Raw genomic sequence first — 17,376 nt, forward strand, 5'->3', positions numbered from 1 at the left:
AGAAAAGAGCCTCCCATGACCTACCACAGCGCTATCGACTACCCCTCCGGTTCAGAAAAGCACGATCGTTCGTTAATAAGGCCGTTCGCACGGACCACGACCGCACCGTCGCGGCCCGACTGGCTCGCCTCGCCCCTGGCTCCGGCCCCGAGCAAGGCCGAGCTGCGCTGGCTGGATGGTCTGCGCGACCCGTCGGCGCTGCAGGGCCTCGCCCAGCCCTGGTGGCAGCTTGTGCTGCCCGCCCTGCGCACGGCTTTCACCACATGGCGGCAGCGCAGCCGCATGCGGCACGATCTGGCACAGGTCGACGCCCATACCCTGCGCGATGCCGGCATCTCGCCTGGCGCGGCCGCCTTTGAGGCCGCACAGCCCTTCTGGGCGGCGCCGATTTCGCTGCGCGATCTCGATAGCGACCGTACCGAAGGCTGATACCGGCATCAGACCGTTCTTGGCCCGAGCGAGACTGCACGGTCAATCTGTGGCCGCAATGTCTTGCTCGGGCACGATCTTTTTCGATTGCATACACGAACGATCAATGCGTTGATCCTCCAAGTCGGCCTCCGTAAGCTGTTGGTCCGACAATCGGACCAGCCAGCATCAGGCGGAGTCCGGCACGGGGAGGAAAACGATGTCACAGGGTCTCGGCGCCAACCGTGCCGATCAGCCGTCCCACGACCAGAAGCCCACTGGTAACGATCACGAGGGCGATGCGGCACCGCCGCCCCAGGACCAGATGGTCGAGGAACTGGCCTATCGCCGCCTGACCGGCGTGCTGCGCGTCGTCTTTGTCCTGCTCACCCTCGGCGGCATCGGTCTGGTGCTGAACCAGCAGTTCAACCTGCATGCGTTCGGCTACACGCTGGTCGAAAACCGCTATCTCTTCCTGCTGGCTGCCGCCACATTGCCGCTGGTTTTCCTCGCCTATCCGTGGCGACCGCAGGCAACCCGGCGCGGCGGCATCGCGCTGGGCATCGACATCCTGCTCTGCCTGGCCTGCGCCGGCGCCCTGCTGTGGTTCGCCTTCAAGGCCGAAACGATTCTGGGGGAAGGCTGGGAATTCTCCGCGCCCGACATGGCCAAGATTCTGGGCGCCGTGCTGTGGCTGCTGATCCTGGAAGCCCTGCGCCGCACCGGCGGCACCGCGATCTTCATCATCGTCACCATCGTCTCGCTTTATCCGGTGCTGGCCGACAAACTGCCCTCGCCGCTCAATGGCATCGGCCAGTCGCTGGAAGACACACTGGCCTATCACGTCGTGTCGGCAGAAAGTGCCTTCGGCATTCCGATGCGCGCCTTCGGCGAAATCGTGATCGGCTTCATCGTGTTCGGCGTGGCGCTGAACCATACCGGCGGCGGCAAGTTCTTCAACGACGTGGCCTTCGCCCTGGTCGGCCGCTGGCGCGGCGGCGCGGCGCAAGTGGGTGTGATCTCATCCGCGCTGCAGGGCTCGATCTCGGGCAGCGTGATTTCAAACGTGATCTCGTCGGGCGTCGTCACCATTCCGGCAATGAAGCGCACCGGCTTCCGCGCCGATTATGCCGGCGGCGTCGAGGCGGTGGCCAGCACGGGCGCCGTGCTGATGCCGCCGGTGATGGGCTCCACTGCCTTTGTGATGGCGAGTTTCCTTGGCATTTCCTATGGCGAGATCGCATTGGCTGCCGCCGTGCCGGCCCTGCTGTTCTATTTTGGCCTCGCCATGCAGATCGATGCCTATTCAGCCAGACTGGGCCTGCGCGGCCTCAGGACGGAAGAATTGCCGTCGCTGTGGCAAACACTGAAGGACGGCTGGCTGTATATCGCCGTCTTCGCCGTGCTGGTTTACCTGATGATCAACGAACAGCGCGAGGCCACGGCACCCTTCGTCGCCACCGCGCTGCTGCTGGTCATCAACCAGATTCTGCCCCGCCACCGCCTGAACTGGCCGCGTCTACTGGACCTGGGCATGGCGACCGGCCGCGCGCTGGCCGAACTGGTGGCGATCCTGGCCGGCGTCGGCTTCATCATCGGCGCCTTCTCGGTCACCGGCCTGGCCGGCACGCTGGCCAACGACCTGGTCTATCTGGCCGGCGACAAACCCGTCGTGCTGCTGCTGATGGGCGCGATCACCAGCTTCATCTTCGGCATGGGGATGACGGTGACCGCCTGCTACATCTTCCTGGCCATCGTGCTGGCGCCGCCGCTGGTGAAAGCCGGGCTCGATCCGCTCGCCGTGCATCTGTTCATCATGTACTGGGGCATGATCTCGTTCATCACGCCGCCGGTGGCGCTGGCAACCTTCGCCGCCGCGCCGCTGGCCCGCACCTCGCCGTTCAAGATCGGCTTCCAGGCGATCCGGCTGGGCGCGGTGATCTACATCGTGCCGTTCTTCTTCGCCCTCAATCCCGCGCTGATCCTGAAAGGCGAGCCGCTGGAGGTGATCTCGGTGATCGTGACCGCCTTCATCGGCGTCTGGTTGATGGCTGCCGCGATCCAGGGCTGGCTGATCGGCGGCGGGCGGCTGGACGGTTCGCCATTGCGTTTGCTGGCGCGCGTGATGCTCGCCATCGGCGGCCTGGCTTTGATGGCGCCGGGCGGCAATCTGATCCCCGTGGGCAATGCCACGCTGGCGATTGTAGGCGGCGCTCTGGCTCTCGGCGCTTTCCTGTTGCTCAAACTGACCAACCGCGACACAGTGGTTGCATAAGCAAGAATAAACACCAGGAGGAAACCAACGATGCGTCACACCACCTATGCCCTGCTCGGGGCCGTTGCGGCACTCGCCGTCTCGGTATCTGCCCCCGTTTCGTCTGCCTGGGCGCAGAAGCTGCCTGACCAGTTGACCTGGACTGCCTATGACGTCGGCTCGGGTGGCTACAACCAGGCGGTTGCGGTCGGCAATGCGCTGAAGAACAAGCAGGGCGTCACGCTGCGCGTGCTGCCTGGCAAGAACGACGTGTCGCGCACCGTGCCACTGCGTGACGGCAAGGTGCCATTCTCGGCCAATGGCGTGGGCGGCACCTACATGGCGCAGGAAGCGATGTATGAATTCGGCGCCAAGGACTGGGGTCCGCAGCCGGTGCGGTCGCTGCTGCTGAACAATTCCGACGCGCTGCTCACCATCATGACGGCGAAGGACGCCAACATCAAAACCATGGCCGACCTGAAGGGCAAGCGGGTGGCCTGGGTGATCGGCGCGCCGTCGCTGAACCAGAACATCACCGCGCTGCTGGCCTTCGCCAACCTGACCTGGGCCGATGTGCAGAAGGTGGAATTCGGCGGCTTCGGCCAGGCCATGCAGGGCATGATCAGCGGCCAGGTGGATGCCGCCTTCGGCTCGTCGATCTCGGGCCCGGCCTACCAGCTCGCCTCCAGCCCGCGCGGCATCCAGTATCCGACCGTACCGCATGGCGACAAGGCCGGCTGGGCGCGCCTGAAGGCGAAAGCGCCGTTCTTCGTGCCCTTCATGGGCGCCGAAGGCCCCGAGCTGAGCCAGACCAACAAGGTGGAAGCCGCCACCTATCCCTATCCGGTGCTGATGACCTATGCCAATGCCGATGCCGGCATGGTCTATGCCATGACCAAGGCGATGGTCGAACTCTTCCCCGACTACAAGGACGCGGCCCCCGGCAATGGCGGCTGGGATATCAAGCGCCAGGTATTCGACTGGGTGGTGCCGGTGCATGAAGGCGCCATCAAGTACTTCAAGGAAATCGGCGTCTGGAAGCCCGAATATGACAAGAGCAACGAAGCCCTGCTGAAGCGCCAGAAGGTACTGGCCGATGCCTGGGCCACGCATACCAAGGGCAGCCATGCCGACGATGCCGCCTTCATGAAGGCCTGGCAGAAGACCCGCGCCGATGCCCTGACCAAGGCCGGCATGGAACCCGTTCTCACGGAATGGTAAGCGCGACCTTCATCGCCTGACACCAGACGGCCCGCCCTCACCGGCGGGCCGTTTGAGTTTTATGCAATTGCAGCAGGACAATTCCGCGCTTTGCCCGCCCCCGCGACCGGGCTTAGGCTTGGTCCATGACCAGCACCGACATCCTGCTCGACCACGTGCGCCGCATGGCGCGCTACAACGCCTGGGCCAACCGCCGCATCTATGACGCCTGCGCGACGCTGCCGGCGGCGGACTATTATGCGGCGCGGCCCAGCTTCTTCGGCAGCATCCATGCCACGCTGAACCACATCCTGGTGGGCGACAGCGTCTGGCTTGGCCGCTTCACCGGCAAACCCGCCACCCATGTAAAGGCCCTGAACCAGATCCTGCACGAGGATTTCGCCGGCCTGCGGCAGGCCCGCGAGGCCAAGGACGCCGCGATCATCGCCTTCTGCGACGGACTGAACGATGCCGCGCTGGCGGGTACGTTCTCCTATACCAACATGCGCGGCGACCCCTTCACCGATCCGCTGCTGCCGCCGCTGATGCATTTCTTCAATCACCAGACCCACCATCGCGGCCAGGCGCATGGCCTGCTGAGCCATGCCGGCGTCAGCCCGCCGGAACTCGACCTGATCTATTTCCTGCGCGAGGCGGCCTAAAGCGAGTCCCCGGCTGGCCGCGTCGGCACATCGGACGGATAGATCTGGCCCGCGGCCAGGCGATCGATCACGCCGCTGCCGGCATTGATCAACGGCAACACGAGATATTCCAGCGCAAAGGACTTGCCCTCGATCTCGCGGCGCGCGCGCACATGCACCGGCCGGCGCGACTGCACGGCCGCATTGCATGCCTGCGGGCCGATCTTCGCCACCAGCGCATCGGTATGCTCATCCATCCAGATGCCGGTGACATCGCGGCCGCGGCGGGCCACCAGCGGTGCGCCGACGAAACGATAGCGGAAACGCAGACCCGCGCCCGATTGCGGCACCGCGTCAAAGATCACGATCTGGCCCTGCATGTAATCCAGCCGCTGCGGATCAGCGAAATCATGATCCGGTAGACCGCCTGGCCCGGCCGCATTCAGCCAGTCGGCCAGCAGGCGACGGAGCAGCGGATGCCGCAGGTCCATCGTGGATACGAGAATTTCGTATCCCGACTCGGTCGTTTGCGGCTCGCGACTCATGCTTTACAGATTCGCGTAATCGATCTGGCCATGGCGGTCGAGCGGCTTGCCGCCATCGGGCATCGGGTATTTCAGGCCGGCGGCACAGTTCCACAGCACCACGCGGTCGCTCTTTTTCACTTTGCCCTCGGCCAGGGCCTGCTTGTAGGCGGCATAGGTGGCGGCCCCCTCGGGGCACATCAGGAAGCCTTCCTGCTTCGCCACCTCATCCAGCGCCGCCGTGATGGCGGCATCTTCCACAGCCATGGCAAAGCCGTTGGAATTGCGCACGGCATCCAGGATCAGGAAATCGCCGATTGCCGCCGGCACGCGGATGCCGGCCGCCACGGTATGGGCGTTCTCCCAAAGTTTCGCGTGGCGCTCGTTGCCCTGATAGGCGCGCACGATGGGAGCGCAGCCAGCCGCCTGCACGGCGATCATCTTGGGGCGTTTGGAACCGATGAAACCGATGGCTTCCAGTTCCTCGAACGCCTTCCACATGCCGATCAGGCCGGTGCCGCCGCCGGTGGGATAGAAGATCGCATCGGGCAGTTCCCAGCCAAGCTGTTCGGCCAGTTCCAGTCCCATCGTCTTCTTGCCCTCGATGCGGTAGGGCTCTTTCAGCGTGGAGGTATCGAACCAGCCCGCAAGTTCCTTGCCGGCGCCGACCAGCTTGCCGCAATCGTTGATCAGGCCGTTGACCTTGTAGAGCCGCGCGCCCTGCAGCGCGATCTCGTTCATGTTCACCTGCGGCGTGTCGTCGGGGCAGAACACCACGGTTTCGATGCCGGCCCGTGAGGCATAGGCGGCCAGCGCCGCGCCGGCATTGCCGTTGGTGGGCATGGCCATCTTCTTCACGCCCAGCTCTTTCGCCATGCAGACGGCGAGCGCCAGGCCCCGCGCCTTGAACGAGCCCGTCGGCAGGCGGCCCTCGTCCTTCACGATGATGTCGCCGCTGACGCCGAGCTGCCTGCCCAGACGCGGCAGGCTGAGGATCGGCGTCATCACCTCGCCCAGCGAAACGACATTCTCGGTTTTGCGCACCGGCAACAATTCGCGATAGCGCCACCAGTTCGGGGCGCGGGCCGCGATCTTCTCCTTGGTCAGCGTCGCCTTCACCCCGGCCAGGTCGTAGCGCACCAGGATCGGATAGCCCTTGGGCGACAGGTTATGCAGGGTGTCGGCCGGCAGCCGTTCGCCCGTCATGCCGCATTCCAGATGGGTGACGAAGGTGGGGGTGTCGGGAATGAGGCGGGACGTGGCGGTCATGATGGGTGGAAAGCCTATGTGATTGAACGGGAGCAGGAAATCCCCGATTCGTAGCATGCGCTCACGATGGCCGGGAGGGTTGTGCTGCCACGATGCCGTTCGGATTCTTTCACAACGGCTTTGAACCGTTTGAAACCGTTTGCGCTCATTATGCTTCGTCCGAATTCGCCCGACTTCCCCGGGCTTCGTTTGCGTTCGTTTGTGTTCGTTACGCTTCGTTTGTGTTCGTTTCCACTCTGCGCTGCCCGGCCGGCAGGATATGCAACTAGGAATATAGGGATTGATAAATAAGAACATATCTAGTACAAATGGTTCAGCAAGGCAAGGCCGGGAATTGACTTGGACGCCGGCGGCAGCCATCAAACCGGCAGGATCAGCATGGGAGGACGGACATGGCGGAAGCCACGATTCACAAGGGCGGCTGCCATTGCGGCGCGGTGCGGTATGAGGTGAGCACGGCGCTGGATACGCCGGTGATCGCGTGCAACTGCTCGATCTGCCAGAAGAAGGGCACGCTGCTGAGCTTCGTGCCGGCCGATGCCTTCAAGCTGTTGAGCGGCAAGGATGCCGTGCAGGATTACCAGTTCAACACCAAGAACATCCATCACCTGTTCTGCAAGACCTGCGGCGTGACCTCGTTCGCCACCGGCACGGCGCCGAACGGCACGCGCATGGTGGCGATCAACGTGCGCTGCCTGGACGACGTGGACCTGAAGGCGCTGAACGTGACGGAGTATGACGGCCGCAGCATGTGAACTGGCCGTGGCGCCGGCCTACGATTTCCGCCGCATGACGGTGGCTGACCTGCCGCTGCTGCGTGGCTGGCTGGAAACCGAGGCATGGCGGCTCTGGTGGGGTGAGCCGGAAACCGAACTGGAAAACCTGGCCGCCGATCTGCACGAGCCGGCAATGCGGCTGTGGATCGTGTCGCAGGATGGCCTGCCCTTCGCCTTCATGCAGGATTACGCCATCCACGCCTGGGACGACCATCCCTATCGCGACCTGCCGCCGGGCACATTCGGCGTCGACCAGAGCATTGGCGTGCCGGCGATGATCGGGCGCGGCCATGGCAGCGCCTTCATCCGCCAGCATGTGGCGCGGCTGTTCGCCGAAGGCGCGGCGTTCGTGGCGACCGATCCCGATCCCGACAATGCACGCGCCATCCGCGCCTATGAGAAGGCGGGATTCAGGATTCTGGAAAACCAGGCGCGGATCACCGAATGGGGCCGCAGCCTGCTGATGCTGGCCGAGCCGGTCTGACGCGGAATATTGGGCTAAAGATTGAAGAACCCGCGCGCGATGCGGCAGGCTTCGTCGCCGGGCTGGCATTCGCGGCAGACATCGGGCCGCACGTCATAGGCATTGCAGGACGTGTGCTGGCCGACGACGCCGCTCAAAGCCGAGCAGCGGTCGCCGTCACAACGCATCCGGCCCGCCTCGTCATCGACGAAACGGGCCGGGATGCGCGCGAGCGTGGCATCCTCTTCGAGCGAGAAACGGGGCCAGTCGCGCGAATACGCGCAGCAGGCGCCGCAACTCTGACAGTCGAAGGCTGCCGCGCCCTGGATCGCCTGATGAATCAAGCGGTGATCAGGCGGCCTGGATGGCGCGCACGGCGGTCTTGCCCGAGCGGTTGTCCTGCTCGGTGTCGAAGGAGACCTTCTGGCCTTCGCGCAGCGCGCTCATGCCGGCACGTTCCAGCGCGGTGGCATGCACGAACACGTCCTTGCTGCCGTCTTCCGGCTGAATGAAACCGAAGCCTTTTTGATCGTTGTAGAATTTGACAATGCCCGTTTGCATGGGAATTTTCCTTTGGTGCGATGAATGAAGGGAAAAGGGCGCAGCAAAACTGCGTCCGATGCCCGGTTTTCGATATTTTTGGAGAGAAAGTCGGAAGATGCGCCCGGCAAGGCCGAGGCGAATAGCCAGAAGGTCCGGCCAAAAAATGTCGATGGGCGGACCCTAGGCTTTAAATGCGGCGAATACAAGCTGTTCTTTTGGGCCGATCTTCGCGGCCTTAGCTGTAGAGCTGCAATATCCGCGCGATCTCGCCCTTTTCCTGCAGGCGGCGCAGGGCGGCCTGCAGCATGTCGGCTCGCGCGGCCAGGGCCGAGTAGCGACTGATCGCGATATAGGAGGGCTGGCCCTCGATCCGGTAGGGCGACAATGGCCAGTTGAGCTGTTGCCAGCGCAACAGCCAGCGCGCCTGTTGTTCGGGCATGATCACGGCATCGACGCGCTCGCCGCCCAGCAGACGCAATGCGCTGTCGTAATCGCCAACAGGAACTTTCTCCAGCGCCGCGTCGCCGTCGAAGCGGCTGGCATACCGCGCGCCGCGCAGCACGGCGATGCGCAGGCCACGCAGATCCTCGTGGCGCGTGATGCGTGGGCCCTGCGGCCGGGTGATGAACACCTTGGGCTCGGCCGGCAGCGGCGGATCGAGATAGAGCAGATAGCGTTCGCGCTCGGGCGTGCGATTGGGGCCCAGCATGATATCGGCCTCGCCGGCCTGCATCATGGGAAAGCTGCGGGCGAACGGCGCCTCGATGAACCGCAGGGTCAGGCCCGTTTCCGCCGCCAGTGCGCGCAGGATATCGACATAGATGCCGCTATGCCCCTCGTCGCCGCGGGCGCGGCTGATGATGCGGTAGGGCGGCGCGTCATTGATCAGCACACGCGCAATGAAATCTTGGGAATCCGGCGTGGCTGCCGTTTGCGCCATGGCCGGCGCGGATTGGCCCACAACCAGAGAGCCCGCGCCAAAACACAGCACACAAACGATCAGCAGACCCGCAGCATGACATCGAGCGGCGACCGCGATCCTCATAATACCAATCATACACGCAGCGCGAGGATACGGGATAGCGGGAATCCGCCCGCACCGATCCGCGTTTTATTGTTTCAGCAGCGCCTTCAACTGATACAGCAGATCAAGCGCCTGTTTCGGTGAGAGGGCGTCAATATCGGCCGTTTTCAGGGCCCGCTCCACTTCGGATGGCTTGGCCGCGGCGGTTTCCGCCTTCGGCGGCGGCGCCATGGAAAACAGCGGCAGATCATCAACCAGTTTCGCCGAACCGCCGGTCTGGCCGGATTTCTCCAGCGTGTGCAGCACATCGGATGCGCGTTTCAGAACCGCGTCGGGCAGGCCGGCAAGCTTGGCGACCTGGATGCCATAGCTGCGGTCGGCAGCACCCGGGCCGACCTCGTGCAGGAAGACCAGTTCGCCTTCCCATTCCTTCACCTTCAGGGCGTGATTGGAAAGCTGCGGCAGCTTTTCGGCCAGAGCCGTGAGTTCGTGATAATGGGTGGCGAACAGGCCGCGGCAGCGGTTTTTTTCATGCAGGTATTCCACCACCGACCAGGCAATGGAGAGGCCATCGAAGGTGGCGGTGCCCCGCCCGATCTCGTCCAGGATCACCAAGGCCCTGGGGCCCGACTGGTGCAGGATCGCCGCCGTCTCCACCATCTCGACCATGAAAGTACTGCGCCCGCGCGCCAGATCGTCGGCCGCGCCGACACGGCTGAACAGGCGGTCGACCACGCCGATACGGGCCTTGGCCGCCGGCACGAAGGCGCCCATCTGCGCCAGCACGGCGATCAGGGCATTCTGACGCAGGAAGGTGGATTTACCCGCCATGTTGGGACCGGTGAGCAGCCAGAGGCGCCGACCGCCCGTCTCATCGCTGCTCAGATCGCAATCATTGGCGACGAACCGCTCGCCCTGGCCGGCCCGTTCCAGCGCGGCCTCCACTACCGGATGACGGCCGGCCTCGACATGGAAAGCGAGGCTGTCGTCCACTTGCGGCCGCACCCAGTTGCGCTGCACCGCGAGCAGGGCGAGCGACGCGGTGACATCGAAAGCGGCCAGCGCCTGGGCGGCGCGCGTGACGGCGTCAGCCCGGGCCAGCACCTCAGCCGCCAGGCGCTCGAACATCTCCAGCTCGAGTTTCAGCGCGCGATCGGCGGCCTGGGCGATCTTGCTTTCGAGTTCCGACAATTCGGGCGTGGCATACCGCACCGCATTCGCCATGGTCTGGCGATGGATATAGACCGGACCCATCTGCGGCATATGCTTGGGCGCCACCTCGATGTAGTAGCCCAGCATGTTGTTATGCCGGATCTTCAGCGTATTGATGCCGGTTTCCTGCGCGTATTTGTCCTGAAGCTGCGCGATATGGCGGCGGCTTTCGTCACGCAGCACCCGCAGCTCATCCAGTGCGGCATCGACGCCTGAACGGATGAAACCGCCATCACGGGCATAGATCGGCAGCTCGTCGGCCAGGGCATTGCCGAGCGTATTGACCAGCGCATCGTGATTGCCCAGTCCATCGCGCAGGCCGGCCAAAGCCGGCGGCAGCATGGTTTCCGCGCCCAGTCGCGCCTGCAGGGCACCGGCCTGGGCAAGGCCATCGCGCAGGCTGGCAAGATCGCGCGGCCCGCCGCGGCCCAGCGAAAGGCGCGAGAGCGCACGCGCCAGGTCGGGCACTTTCTCCAATGCCGCGCGGATATCGTCGCGCAGGCGCGGCGTGTCGACCAGATAGGCCACGGCATCATGGCGCGCGGCGATCTGGGCCGGATCGGTGAGTGGCGCCTGCAGCCGCTGCGCCAGCAGGCGCGCGCCAGCGCCGGTCAGCGTGAGGTCAATGCAGGCCAGCAACGCACCGTCGCGGCTGCCCGACGTGGTTTCCACCAGTTCGAGGTTGCGCCGCGTGGCCGGATCGATCGCCATCACGCTGGTCGGTGACTGCCGGGCCGGCGGGTCAAGGCGGGGCAGCTTGCCACATTGCGTGGCCTCGACGTAATCGAGCAACGCGCCGGCGGCGCAGAATTCGGCGCGACTGAAATCGCCGTAGGCGTCGAGCGCAGCAACGCCCAGCGCGGTTTTCAGCCGACGTTCGCCCGAGACACTATCAAACCGCGCCGCGGGCAGCGGTGTTAATGCAGCATCGACCTGTTCGAACAATGCGCGCAGTTCGGCCCGGGCCAACATACCCTCGGGCAGCACCAGCTCGCGCGGATTGATCCGGGCCAGATCGGCGCCCAAGGTGCTGCCCCCGGAACTCTCCCCGGGGCCACCGGCGGTCGTTTCGGTGAGACCGAATTCGCCGGTCGACATGTCGAGCCAGGCCAGCGCCAGCGCGCCATCGGCACCGCCCACCTGCGCCAGCGCGGCGAGGTAATTGTTGCGGCGCGACTCGAGCAGGCTGTCTTCCGTGATGGTGCCGGGCGTGACAACGCGCACCACGTCGCGTCGCACCACTGATTTAGAGCCACGTTTCTTGGCTTCCGCCGGGTCTTCGGTCTGTTCGCAGACCGCCACCTTGAAACCCTGGCGTATGAGACGGGAGAGATAGGCTTCCGCCGCGTGAACCGGCACGCCGCACATGGGAATCGGCTGGCCGTCATGCTCGCCGCGCTTGGTCAACGCGATGTCCAGCGCCCGGGCGGCCGTGCCGGCATCCTCGAAGAACAGTTCGTAAAAATCCCCCATCCGGTAGAACAGCAGGCAATCGGGATAGGCCGCCTTGATGGTCAGATACTGCGCCATCAGCGGGGAAGTTCCGGGGGGGAGGGTCAGATCGGGTTTGTTCATGGGCGAAATATTATGCGGCCCGCAGACATAGCACAGTACGTGGGCCTTTTAACCCCTCGGGCGTTGGTCTTATGATGGACCACGGGAGCGAAATGCCCGCGTGTGAAAACCGGAAACACAGAGAAAATGAGCGACTCGAAAAGCCCGTCCCTTTACGACGACGCCCTCGAATTCCACAAAATGGGCCAGCCCGGCAAGCTTGAGGTCGTACCGACCAAGCCGATGGCCACCACCCGCGACCTCAGCCTGGCCTACAGCCCGGGCGTCGCCGCCCCCTGCCTGGAAATCCAGAAGGATCCCGACACCGCCTACGACTATACCTCGCGCGGCAACATGGTGGCGGTGATCTCGAACGGCACCGCCGTGTTGGGGTTGGGCAATCTGGGCGCGCTGGCGGGCAAGCCGGTGATGGAAGGCAAGGCCGTGCTGTTCAAGCGCTTTGCCGATGTCGACTGCATCGACCTGGAAGTCGATACCGAGAATGTCGACGAGTTCGTCAATGCCGTGCGCTATCTGGGCCCCAGCTTCGGCGGCATCAACCTGGAAGACATCAAGGCGCCGGAATGCTTCGTGATCGAGCAGCGCCTGCGCGAGCTGATGGACATTCCGATTTTCCACGACGACCAGCACGGCACCGCGATCATCGCCGCCGCCGGCATGATCAACGCCCTGCAGCTCACCGGCCGCGACATCAAGGATGCCAAGATGGTGGTGAACGGCGCGGGCGCGGCGGGCATCGCCTGCACCGAGCTGATGAAGGCGATGGGGATGCGGCATGAGAATGTCATCCTCTGCGACACCAAGGGCGTGGTCTACCAGGGCCGCACCGACGGCATGAACCAGTGGAAATCGGCACATGCCGTGAAGACCGATGCGCGCAGCCTGGAAGACGCCATGAAAGGCGCCGACGTGTTTTTCGGCCTCTCGGCCAAGGGCGCGGTGACGCCCGACATGCTGCGGTCGATGGCGGCCAATCCCATCGTGTTCGCCATGGCCAACCCGGATCCGGAAATCACCCCGGAAGACGCGCTGGCGACGCGCGGCGACGTGATCATGGCAACCGGCCGTTCGGATTATCCGAACCAGGTGAACAACGTGCTGGGCTTCCCCTATATCTTCCGCGGCGCGCTGGACGTGCGGGCGAAGACGATCAACGACGAGATGAAGATCGCCGCTGCCGAGGCCATCGCCATGCTGGCGCGCCAGGACGTGCCCGACGAAGTGGCCGCCGCTTACAAGGGCGACCGCCCGAAATACGGCCCCGGCTACATCATCCCCTCGCCCTTCGATCCGCGCCTGATCGTCGACGTGCCGCTGGCTGTCGCCAAGGCCGCCGTGAAATCCGGCGTGGCGCGCAAGCCGATCACCGACTGGGCCGCCTATGCCGCCAAGCTGCGCGCGCGGCTGAACCCCACCGTGGGCAGCCTGCAGATCTTCTTCGATCAGGTGGTCGCCAATCCGAAACGCGTGGTGTTCGCCGAGGGCGAGGAAGAGACCGTGATCCGCGCCGCCCTGGCCTTCCGCGATGCCGGCTACGGCACGCCGGTGCTGATCGGCCGGTCCGAGCGCATCGAGGCGACCATGCAGGCCATCGGACTCAAGAACCTGGATGGCTGCGAGATCCACAATGCGCGCATCAGCGAGCATAACGCGCGTTATACCGAGTTCCTGTACAAACGCCATCAGCGCCGCGGCATGCTGCAGCGCGACGCCCAGCGCCTGGTCAACCTGGACCGCAACGTGTTTGGCGCCTGCATGGTGGCCAACGGCCATGCCGATGCGATGATCACCGGCGTCACCCGCACCTACTCGGTGTCCTATGACGGCATCCGCATGGCGATCGACGGCCAGCGCGGCCAGCGCGTGATGGGCGTCTCGATCATCGTGGCCAAGGGCCGCACGGTGTTCATGGCCGACACCACCATCACCGAGCTGCCCGAGGCGAAGGACCTCTGCCAGATCGCGGTGCAGGCGGCGGCGATTGCCCGGCAGATGGGCCATGAGCCGCGCGTCGCCCTGCTGTCGCATTCCAATTTCGGCAACGCGCCGGGCGGCGTGGTGGAGAAGGTGCGCCAGGCCGTGATGGAGCTCGACGCCCTGCATGCCGGCGGCCATGGCGCCGAATTCGAGTATGACGGCGAGATGTCGGCCGCGGCAGCGCTCAATCCCGACCTGATGAAGATCTATCCCTTCAGCCGCCTGTCGGGCCCCGCCAACGTGCTGATCATGCCCGGCATCCATTCCGCCCTGCTCTCCTCGCAGCTGTTGCAGGAACTGGGCGGCGGCACGGTGATCGGCCCGCTGCTGATCGGCCTGGAGAAGCCGGTGCAGATCGCCCAGATGGGCGCATCAGTCAGCGACATCGTGAACTTGGCGGCATTGGCTGCGTATAACGCGCGGTAGCCTCTACTCCGTCATGCCCGGCCTCGTGCCGGGCATCCACGCCTTCATCACAGAATGAACGCTCTGCAAGCTGCACGAAACGCCCTGTCGGAAATCGCCCGGCGATTCCCGACCTTGCGGATGGAGGAGCAGCCTGATGATCCAGTTGAATTAAGCATCAAACTTCCTGTTCAACCGGGCCTTTCTCATGACATCTGGCTCGGATTCCAGAACGAAAACGAGCTGCATTTCAGCGTAGGCCATTTCTGGATGGAATGGTTCCCATGTACAGACAAAGCCAAAGCCGCCGCTTTCGTGGACGCGGTGACAGGTTTCATCTCTGGCCGGTACAGAATTCTTGAGCACTATCGCGGCAAAAAATGCGTCCGCGCGGAGTTGCAAATGCCGGATGGCGACAAGTGGCGTACGATTTCATCATGGGCGCGCCCTTCACTGCCTTTCCCTTTGAAAAAGCAGTTCCGAGAGATTCGCAATCGCCCTGTCTGACAAGACGTGGATGGCCGGGACAAGCCCGGCCATGACGGTTTTAGGTTGGCGCGCCCAGTTATTGTTCTCTATTGTCGCCACTGCGAGCCGACCTGCTCGCGGGTCAGACCGACATCGCGGAGCTGGGCGTCGCTGAGATCGCGCAGCTCCTCGTGCCGGCGCCAGCGCCGCTGCAGCTCGACAAGCCGGACAAGCCCGCCGCCGAGCCATTCGAACGGCGACGGCAAACGCCAGATCGTACTTCCGCTGGGTTGCAGAACTGGTGGATGGGCAGGGGAATAGATTCGGGAACAGGTACCGCCACAAGACATGCCTCACCTCCTGACGGAGCGAGACAACGCTTGACGGCCCATGATCCTGAAAAAGGGGAAGGTCGCTGACCGGGCGGTTGTCGCTGGCCCGGTGACGGCGAAAGATAATACGGTGGCAAACGAAGTCAATCGCGAAACCAATCCTGCTTCGTCAGCACACATCCGTTTATTCTGGTGCGCCGCGGCTTGCATGCTGGCGGCTTTTTCTTACCCTCCGCGCAGTTTTTGTCGCGGAGTTCATCATGCGCATTCTCGCCTTTCTGGCTGTTGTTTTCCTGAGTGTCACGGCACGGGCCGAGACGGTTCGTATCGCTTTCATCGATCCGCTGTCGGGACCGGCGGCGGCCGTGACCGAGAATGCGCTGAACCACCTGCGCTTCATGGCCGAGCGCCTGGCTTCGCCGGAGGCGACATACGAGATCACCGGCTATGACAACAAGCTGAACGCGCAGGAAAGCATCATCCAGGCGCAGAAAGCCATCGATGCAGGCATCCGCATCATCGTGGCGGGCAATTCCTCGGCCGCCGCCGGCGCGCTGAACGAATTCATCGCCAAGCATAACGAGCGTTACCCGGACAAGACCGTGCTGTTCCTCAACATCTCGGCCATCGATCCGGCGCTGACCAACGAGAAATGTTCGCCGTCGCATTTCCGCTTCGATGCCCATGCGGACATGAAGATGCTGGCCCTGGCGAAATTCATCGCCACGCAGAAGCAGATCAGACGCGTCTACCTGATCAACCAGGATTATTCCTTCGGCCAGGCGGTGCGGGCGGCAGCGCTGACGATGGTAAAGGCCGCGCGGCCCGATATCGAGATCGTGGGCGACGAGCTGCATCCGCTGGCCAAGATCACCGACTTCGCGCCCTATGTGGCCAAGATCAAGGCCAGCAATGCCGATGGCGTGATCACCGGCAACTGGGGCAGCGACCTGGCCCTGCTGCTGAAAGCCGCCGCCGACGCCAACCTGCAGGCCGGCTGGTATACCTATTACGCCAGCGGCATCGGCAGCCCGACCGCCGTGCGCCAGACCGGCCTGGAGCATCGCGTGTTCGCCGTGATCGAGGGCCATTCCAACATGGCGATGACAGACGATCTCGATGCGGCATACCGCGCCCGCTTCGGCGGCAGCTTCAACGTGCCGCGCGCTCGCCTGCTGATGGACATGCTGAACGACGCCGTTCTGGCGGCCAAAAGCGCCGAGCCGCGCAGGATCGCGCCATTGCTGGCCCAGGCGCAGCGCAAGACCATGTATGGCAGCAGCGCCAGCATGCGCGCGCAGGACCATCAGGTGCTGCAGGACCTGGTGATCGCCTCCTTCGGCCCGCTGGATGCGACTATGAAATTTGATGAGGAAAAGACCGGCTGGGGCTGGAAGACGGCCGGCATGGTGAAGGCGGCCGATACCGCGCTGCCGAGTACGTGCAGGATGGGCGCGCTGTAGCGCCGCGTCACATCATGCCGGTGACGAGGTCGACCGGCTGGTCGAGATCCATGCCGGCCTTCTCGAAACCCTTGCGCCAGTCGATCAGGTGACGCCGGGTCCAGAGCCGCGCCATTTCGATGTCACGCCGGCGCAGTGATTCCGCCAGCATGCGGTGCGCCTCGATCAGGCGTTGCGCGCCATGTTCAGTCGCGCGCACCGCGACATTGGTCGTGGGATAGATCAGCATGTTGGACGGTTCGCGCGCCAGTTCCAGCACGCGGTTGCGGCCGGTCTTTTCCAGCAGCAGATGAAATTCGCTGTCGAGAGCGGCCACGGCGGCGGGATCGTCCATCGCCTCTTCGGTGGCGGCGATATTGGCATCCAGCGCCGCAATCTCTTCCGGCGTGGCCCGCTCCACCGCCAGTTCGATGGAGGCCAGGCTGAGCGCCATGGTGGCTTCCCACAATTCGCGGAAACTAACCTGATGCAGCATCAGCGCGCGGCTGGCACGGGTGGCCAGCCGGTCGTAATGCGGCAGGCCGACAGCAAGCCGGCGGCTGGAATCGCGATGCACCATGCCGCCCTGCTCGAGCAGGCGGATGCCTTCGCGCACCGTGGAGCGGTTGACGCCGAACTGGCGCACCAGCTCGGCCTCGGTGCCGATGGGATCGCCGGGACGCAGGCGACCCGACAGAATCTCGCGCTCGATCGCCTCGGCCACCATCTGATAGGCGGGCACCGGCGTGATGCGCGTGAATTTCTCGGCCGACTCAGACATTTACCCCCCGATTCCGGACCCCTTTCCGGCGCGGCCGCGACATCGATTCGCGACCACTGGCAGAATGGGCAATGATCGGCAT

General features: G+C 64.3%; 17 protein-coding genes. 9 read left to right on the forward strand and 8 right to left on the reverse strand.

Annotated elements, in window-relative coordinates; genetic code table 11:
• The first annotated feature begins 15 nt into the window (after positions 1–15).
• The 4 genes from ACE3OO_RS07270 to ACE3OO_RS07285 all read left to right on the forward strand — a co-directional run bounded on the left by ACE3OO_RS07270 (position 16) and on the right by ACE3OO_RS07285 (position 4,524).
• Positions 16–429, forward strand: coding sequence for a DUF1127 domain-containing protein (locus tag ACE3OO_RS07270; RefSeq protein WP_374301290.1), 414 nt, complete (start codon positions 16–18; stop codon positions 427–429).
• Between the two features lie 199 nt (positions 430–628).
• Positions 629–2,683 carry a TRAP transporter permease gene (locus ACE3OO_RS07275; protein ID WP_374301291.1) on the forward strand — a complete coding sequence of 685 codons (2,055 nt, stop codon included), beginning with the start codon at positions 629–631 and terminating at the stop codon, positions 2,681–2,683.
• 30 nt (positions 2,684–2,713) lie between these two features.
• Positions 2,714–3,883 carry a TAXI family TRAP transporter solute-binding subunit gene (locus tag ACE3OO_RS07280; RefSeq protein ID WP_374301293.1) on the forward strand — a complete coding sequence of 390 codons (1,170 nt, stop codon included), beginning with the start codon at positions 2,714–2,716 and terminating at the stop codon, positions 3,881–3,883.
• A 125-nt stretch (positions 3,884–4,008) separates the two neighbouring features.
• Positions 4,009–4,524: a DinB family protein gene (locus tag ACE3OO_RS07285; protein WP_374301295.1), complete on the forward strand. Its 516-nt coding sequence runs from the start codon at positions 4,009–4,011 to the stop codon at positions 4,522–4,524.
• On the opposite strand, the gene ACE3OO_RS07290 is transcribed toward ACE3OO_RS07285, so the two are convergent.
• Together ACE3OO_RS07290 and ACE3OO_RS07295 are read right to left on the reverse strand one after the other, a co-directional pair.
• Entirely contained in the window at positions 4,521–5,048 is a 528-nt protein-coding gene (locus ACE3OO_RS07290) for a hypothetical protein (RefSeq protein ID WP_374301297.1), read from the reverse strand. The two genes, ACE3OO_RS07285 and ACE3OO_RS07290, sit on opposite strands and share 4 nt — an antisense overlap.
• Positions 5,049–5,051: 3 nt before the next feature.
• Positions 5,052–6,296, reverse strand: a complete 1,245-nt coding sequence (locus ACE3OO_RS07295; protein ID WP_374301299.1) for a threonine synthase — start codon at positions 6,294–6,296, stop codon at positions 5,052–5,054.
• Between the two features lie 392 nt (positions 6,297–6,688).
• Here ACE3OO_RS07295 and ACE3OO_RS07300 point away from each other — a divergent pair, with 392 nt between their 5' ends.
• Positions 6,689–7,051, forward strand: coding sequence for a GFA family protein (locus tag ACE3OO_RS07300; protein ID WP_374301301.1), 363 nt, complete (start codon positions 6,689–6,691; stop codon positions 7,049–7,051).
• Positions 7,032–7,556 (forward strand): GNAT family N-acetyltransferase, encoded by a 525-nt coding sequence (locus ACE3OO_RS07305; protein WP_374301303.1) that lies wholly within the window; start codon positions 7,032–7,034, stop codon positions 7,554–7,556. Before ACE3OO_RS07300 ends, ACE3OO_RS07305 begins: the two co-directional genes overlap by 20 nt.
• 14 nt (positions 7,557–7,570) lie before the next feature.
• On the opposite strand, the gene ACE3OO_RS07310 is transcribed toward ACE3OO_RS07305, so the two are convergent.
• The 4 genes from ACE3OO_RS07310 to mutS all read right to left on the reverse strand — a co-directional run bounded on the left by ACE3OO_RS07310 (position 7,571) and on the right by mutS (position 11,844).
• Positions 7,571–7,879: a YkgJ family cysteine cluster protein gene (locus ACE3OO_RS07310; RefSeq protein ID WP_374301305.1), complete on the reverse strand. Its 309-nt coding sequence runs from the start codon at positions 7,877–7,879 to the stop codon at positions 7,571–7,573.
• A 7-nt stretch (positions 7,880–7,886) separates the two neighbouring features.
• The gene (locus ACE3OO_RS07315) at positions 7,887–8,096 is read right to left on the reverse strand and encodes a cold-shock protein (protein WP_374301307.1); all 210 of its coding nucleotides are present in this window, start codon (positions 8,094–8,096) and stop codon (positions 7,887–7,889) included.
• 217 nt (positions 8,097–8,313) lie between these two features.
• Complete coding sequence (locus ACE3OO_RS07320) at positions 8,314–9,018, reverse strand: substrate-binding periplasmic protein (protein WP_374301309.1); 705 nt, start codon at positions 9,016–9,018, stop codon at positions 8,314–8,316.
• A 171-nt stretch (positions 9,019–9,189) separates the two neighbouring features.
• Entirely contained in the window at positions 9,190–11,844 is a 2,655-nt protein-coding gene (gene mutS / locus ACE3OO_RS07325) for a DNA mismatch repair protein MutS (protein ID WP_374301311.1), read from the reverse strand.
• 171 nt (positions 11,845–12,015) lie between these two features.
• Between mutS and ACE3OO_RS07330 the strand changes: the two genes are divergently transcribed.
• Both ACE3OO_RS07330 and ACE3OO_RS07335 read left to right on the forward strand, forming a co-directional pair.
• Positions 12,016–14,292, forward strand: coding sequence for an NADP-dependent malic enzyme (locus tag ACE3OO_RS07330; RefSeq protein WP_374301313.1), 2,277 nt, complete (start codon positions 12,016–12,018; stop codon positions 14,290–14,292).
• 54 nt (positions 14,293–14,346) lie between these two features.
• Complete coding sequence (locus ACE3OO_RS07335) at positions 14,347–14,778, forward strand: hypothetical protein (RefSeq protein ID WP_374301315.1); 432 nt, start codon at positions 14,347–14,349, stop codon at positions 14,776–14,778.
• 68 nt (positions 14,779–14,846) lie between these two features.
• Here the strand turns inward: ACE3OO_RS07335 and ACE3OO_RS07340 are convergent, their stop codons facing one another.
• Positions 14,847–15,005: a hypothetical protein gene (locus ACE3OO_RS07340; protein WP_374301317.1), complete on the reverse strand. Its 159-nt coding sequence runs from the start codon at positions 15,003–15,005 to the stop codon at positions 14,847–14,849.
• Between the two features lie 326 nt (positions 15,006–15,331).
• Here ACE3OO_RS07340 and ACE3OO_RS07345 point away from each other — a divergent pair, with 326 nt between their 5' ends.
• Entirely contained in the window at positions 15,332–16,534 is a 1,203-nt protein-coding gene (locus ACE3OO_RS07345; protein ID WP_374301319.1) for an ABC transporter substrate-binding protein, read from the forward strand.
• 7 nt (positions 16,535–16,541) lie between these two features.
• Here ACE3OO_RS07345 and ACE3OO_RS07350 read toward each other — a convergent pair whose 3' ends face one another.
• Positions 16,542–17,294, reverse strand: coding sequence for a FadR/GntR family transcriptional regulator (locus ACE3OO_RS07350; RefSeq protein ID WP_374301321.1), 753 nt, complete (start codon positions 17,292–17,294; stop codon positions 16,542–16,544).
• Positions 17,295–17,376: the final 82 nt, after the last annotated feature.

The organism is Ferrovibrio sp., assembly GCF_041906005.1.
Taxonomy (GTDB): Bacteria; Pseudomonadota; Alphaproteobacteria; order Ferrovibrionales; family Ferrovibrionaceae; genus Ferrovibrio.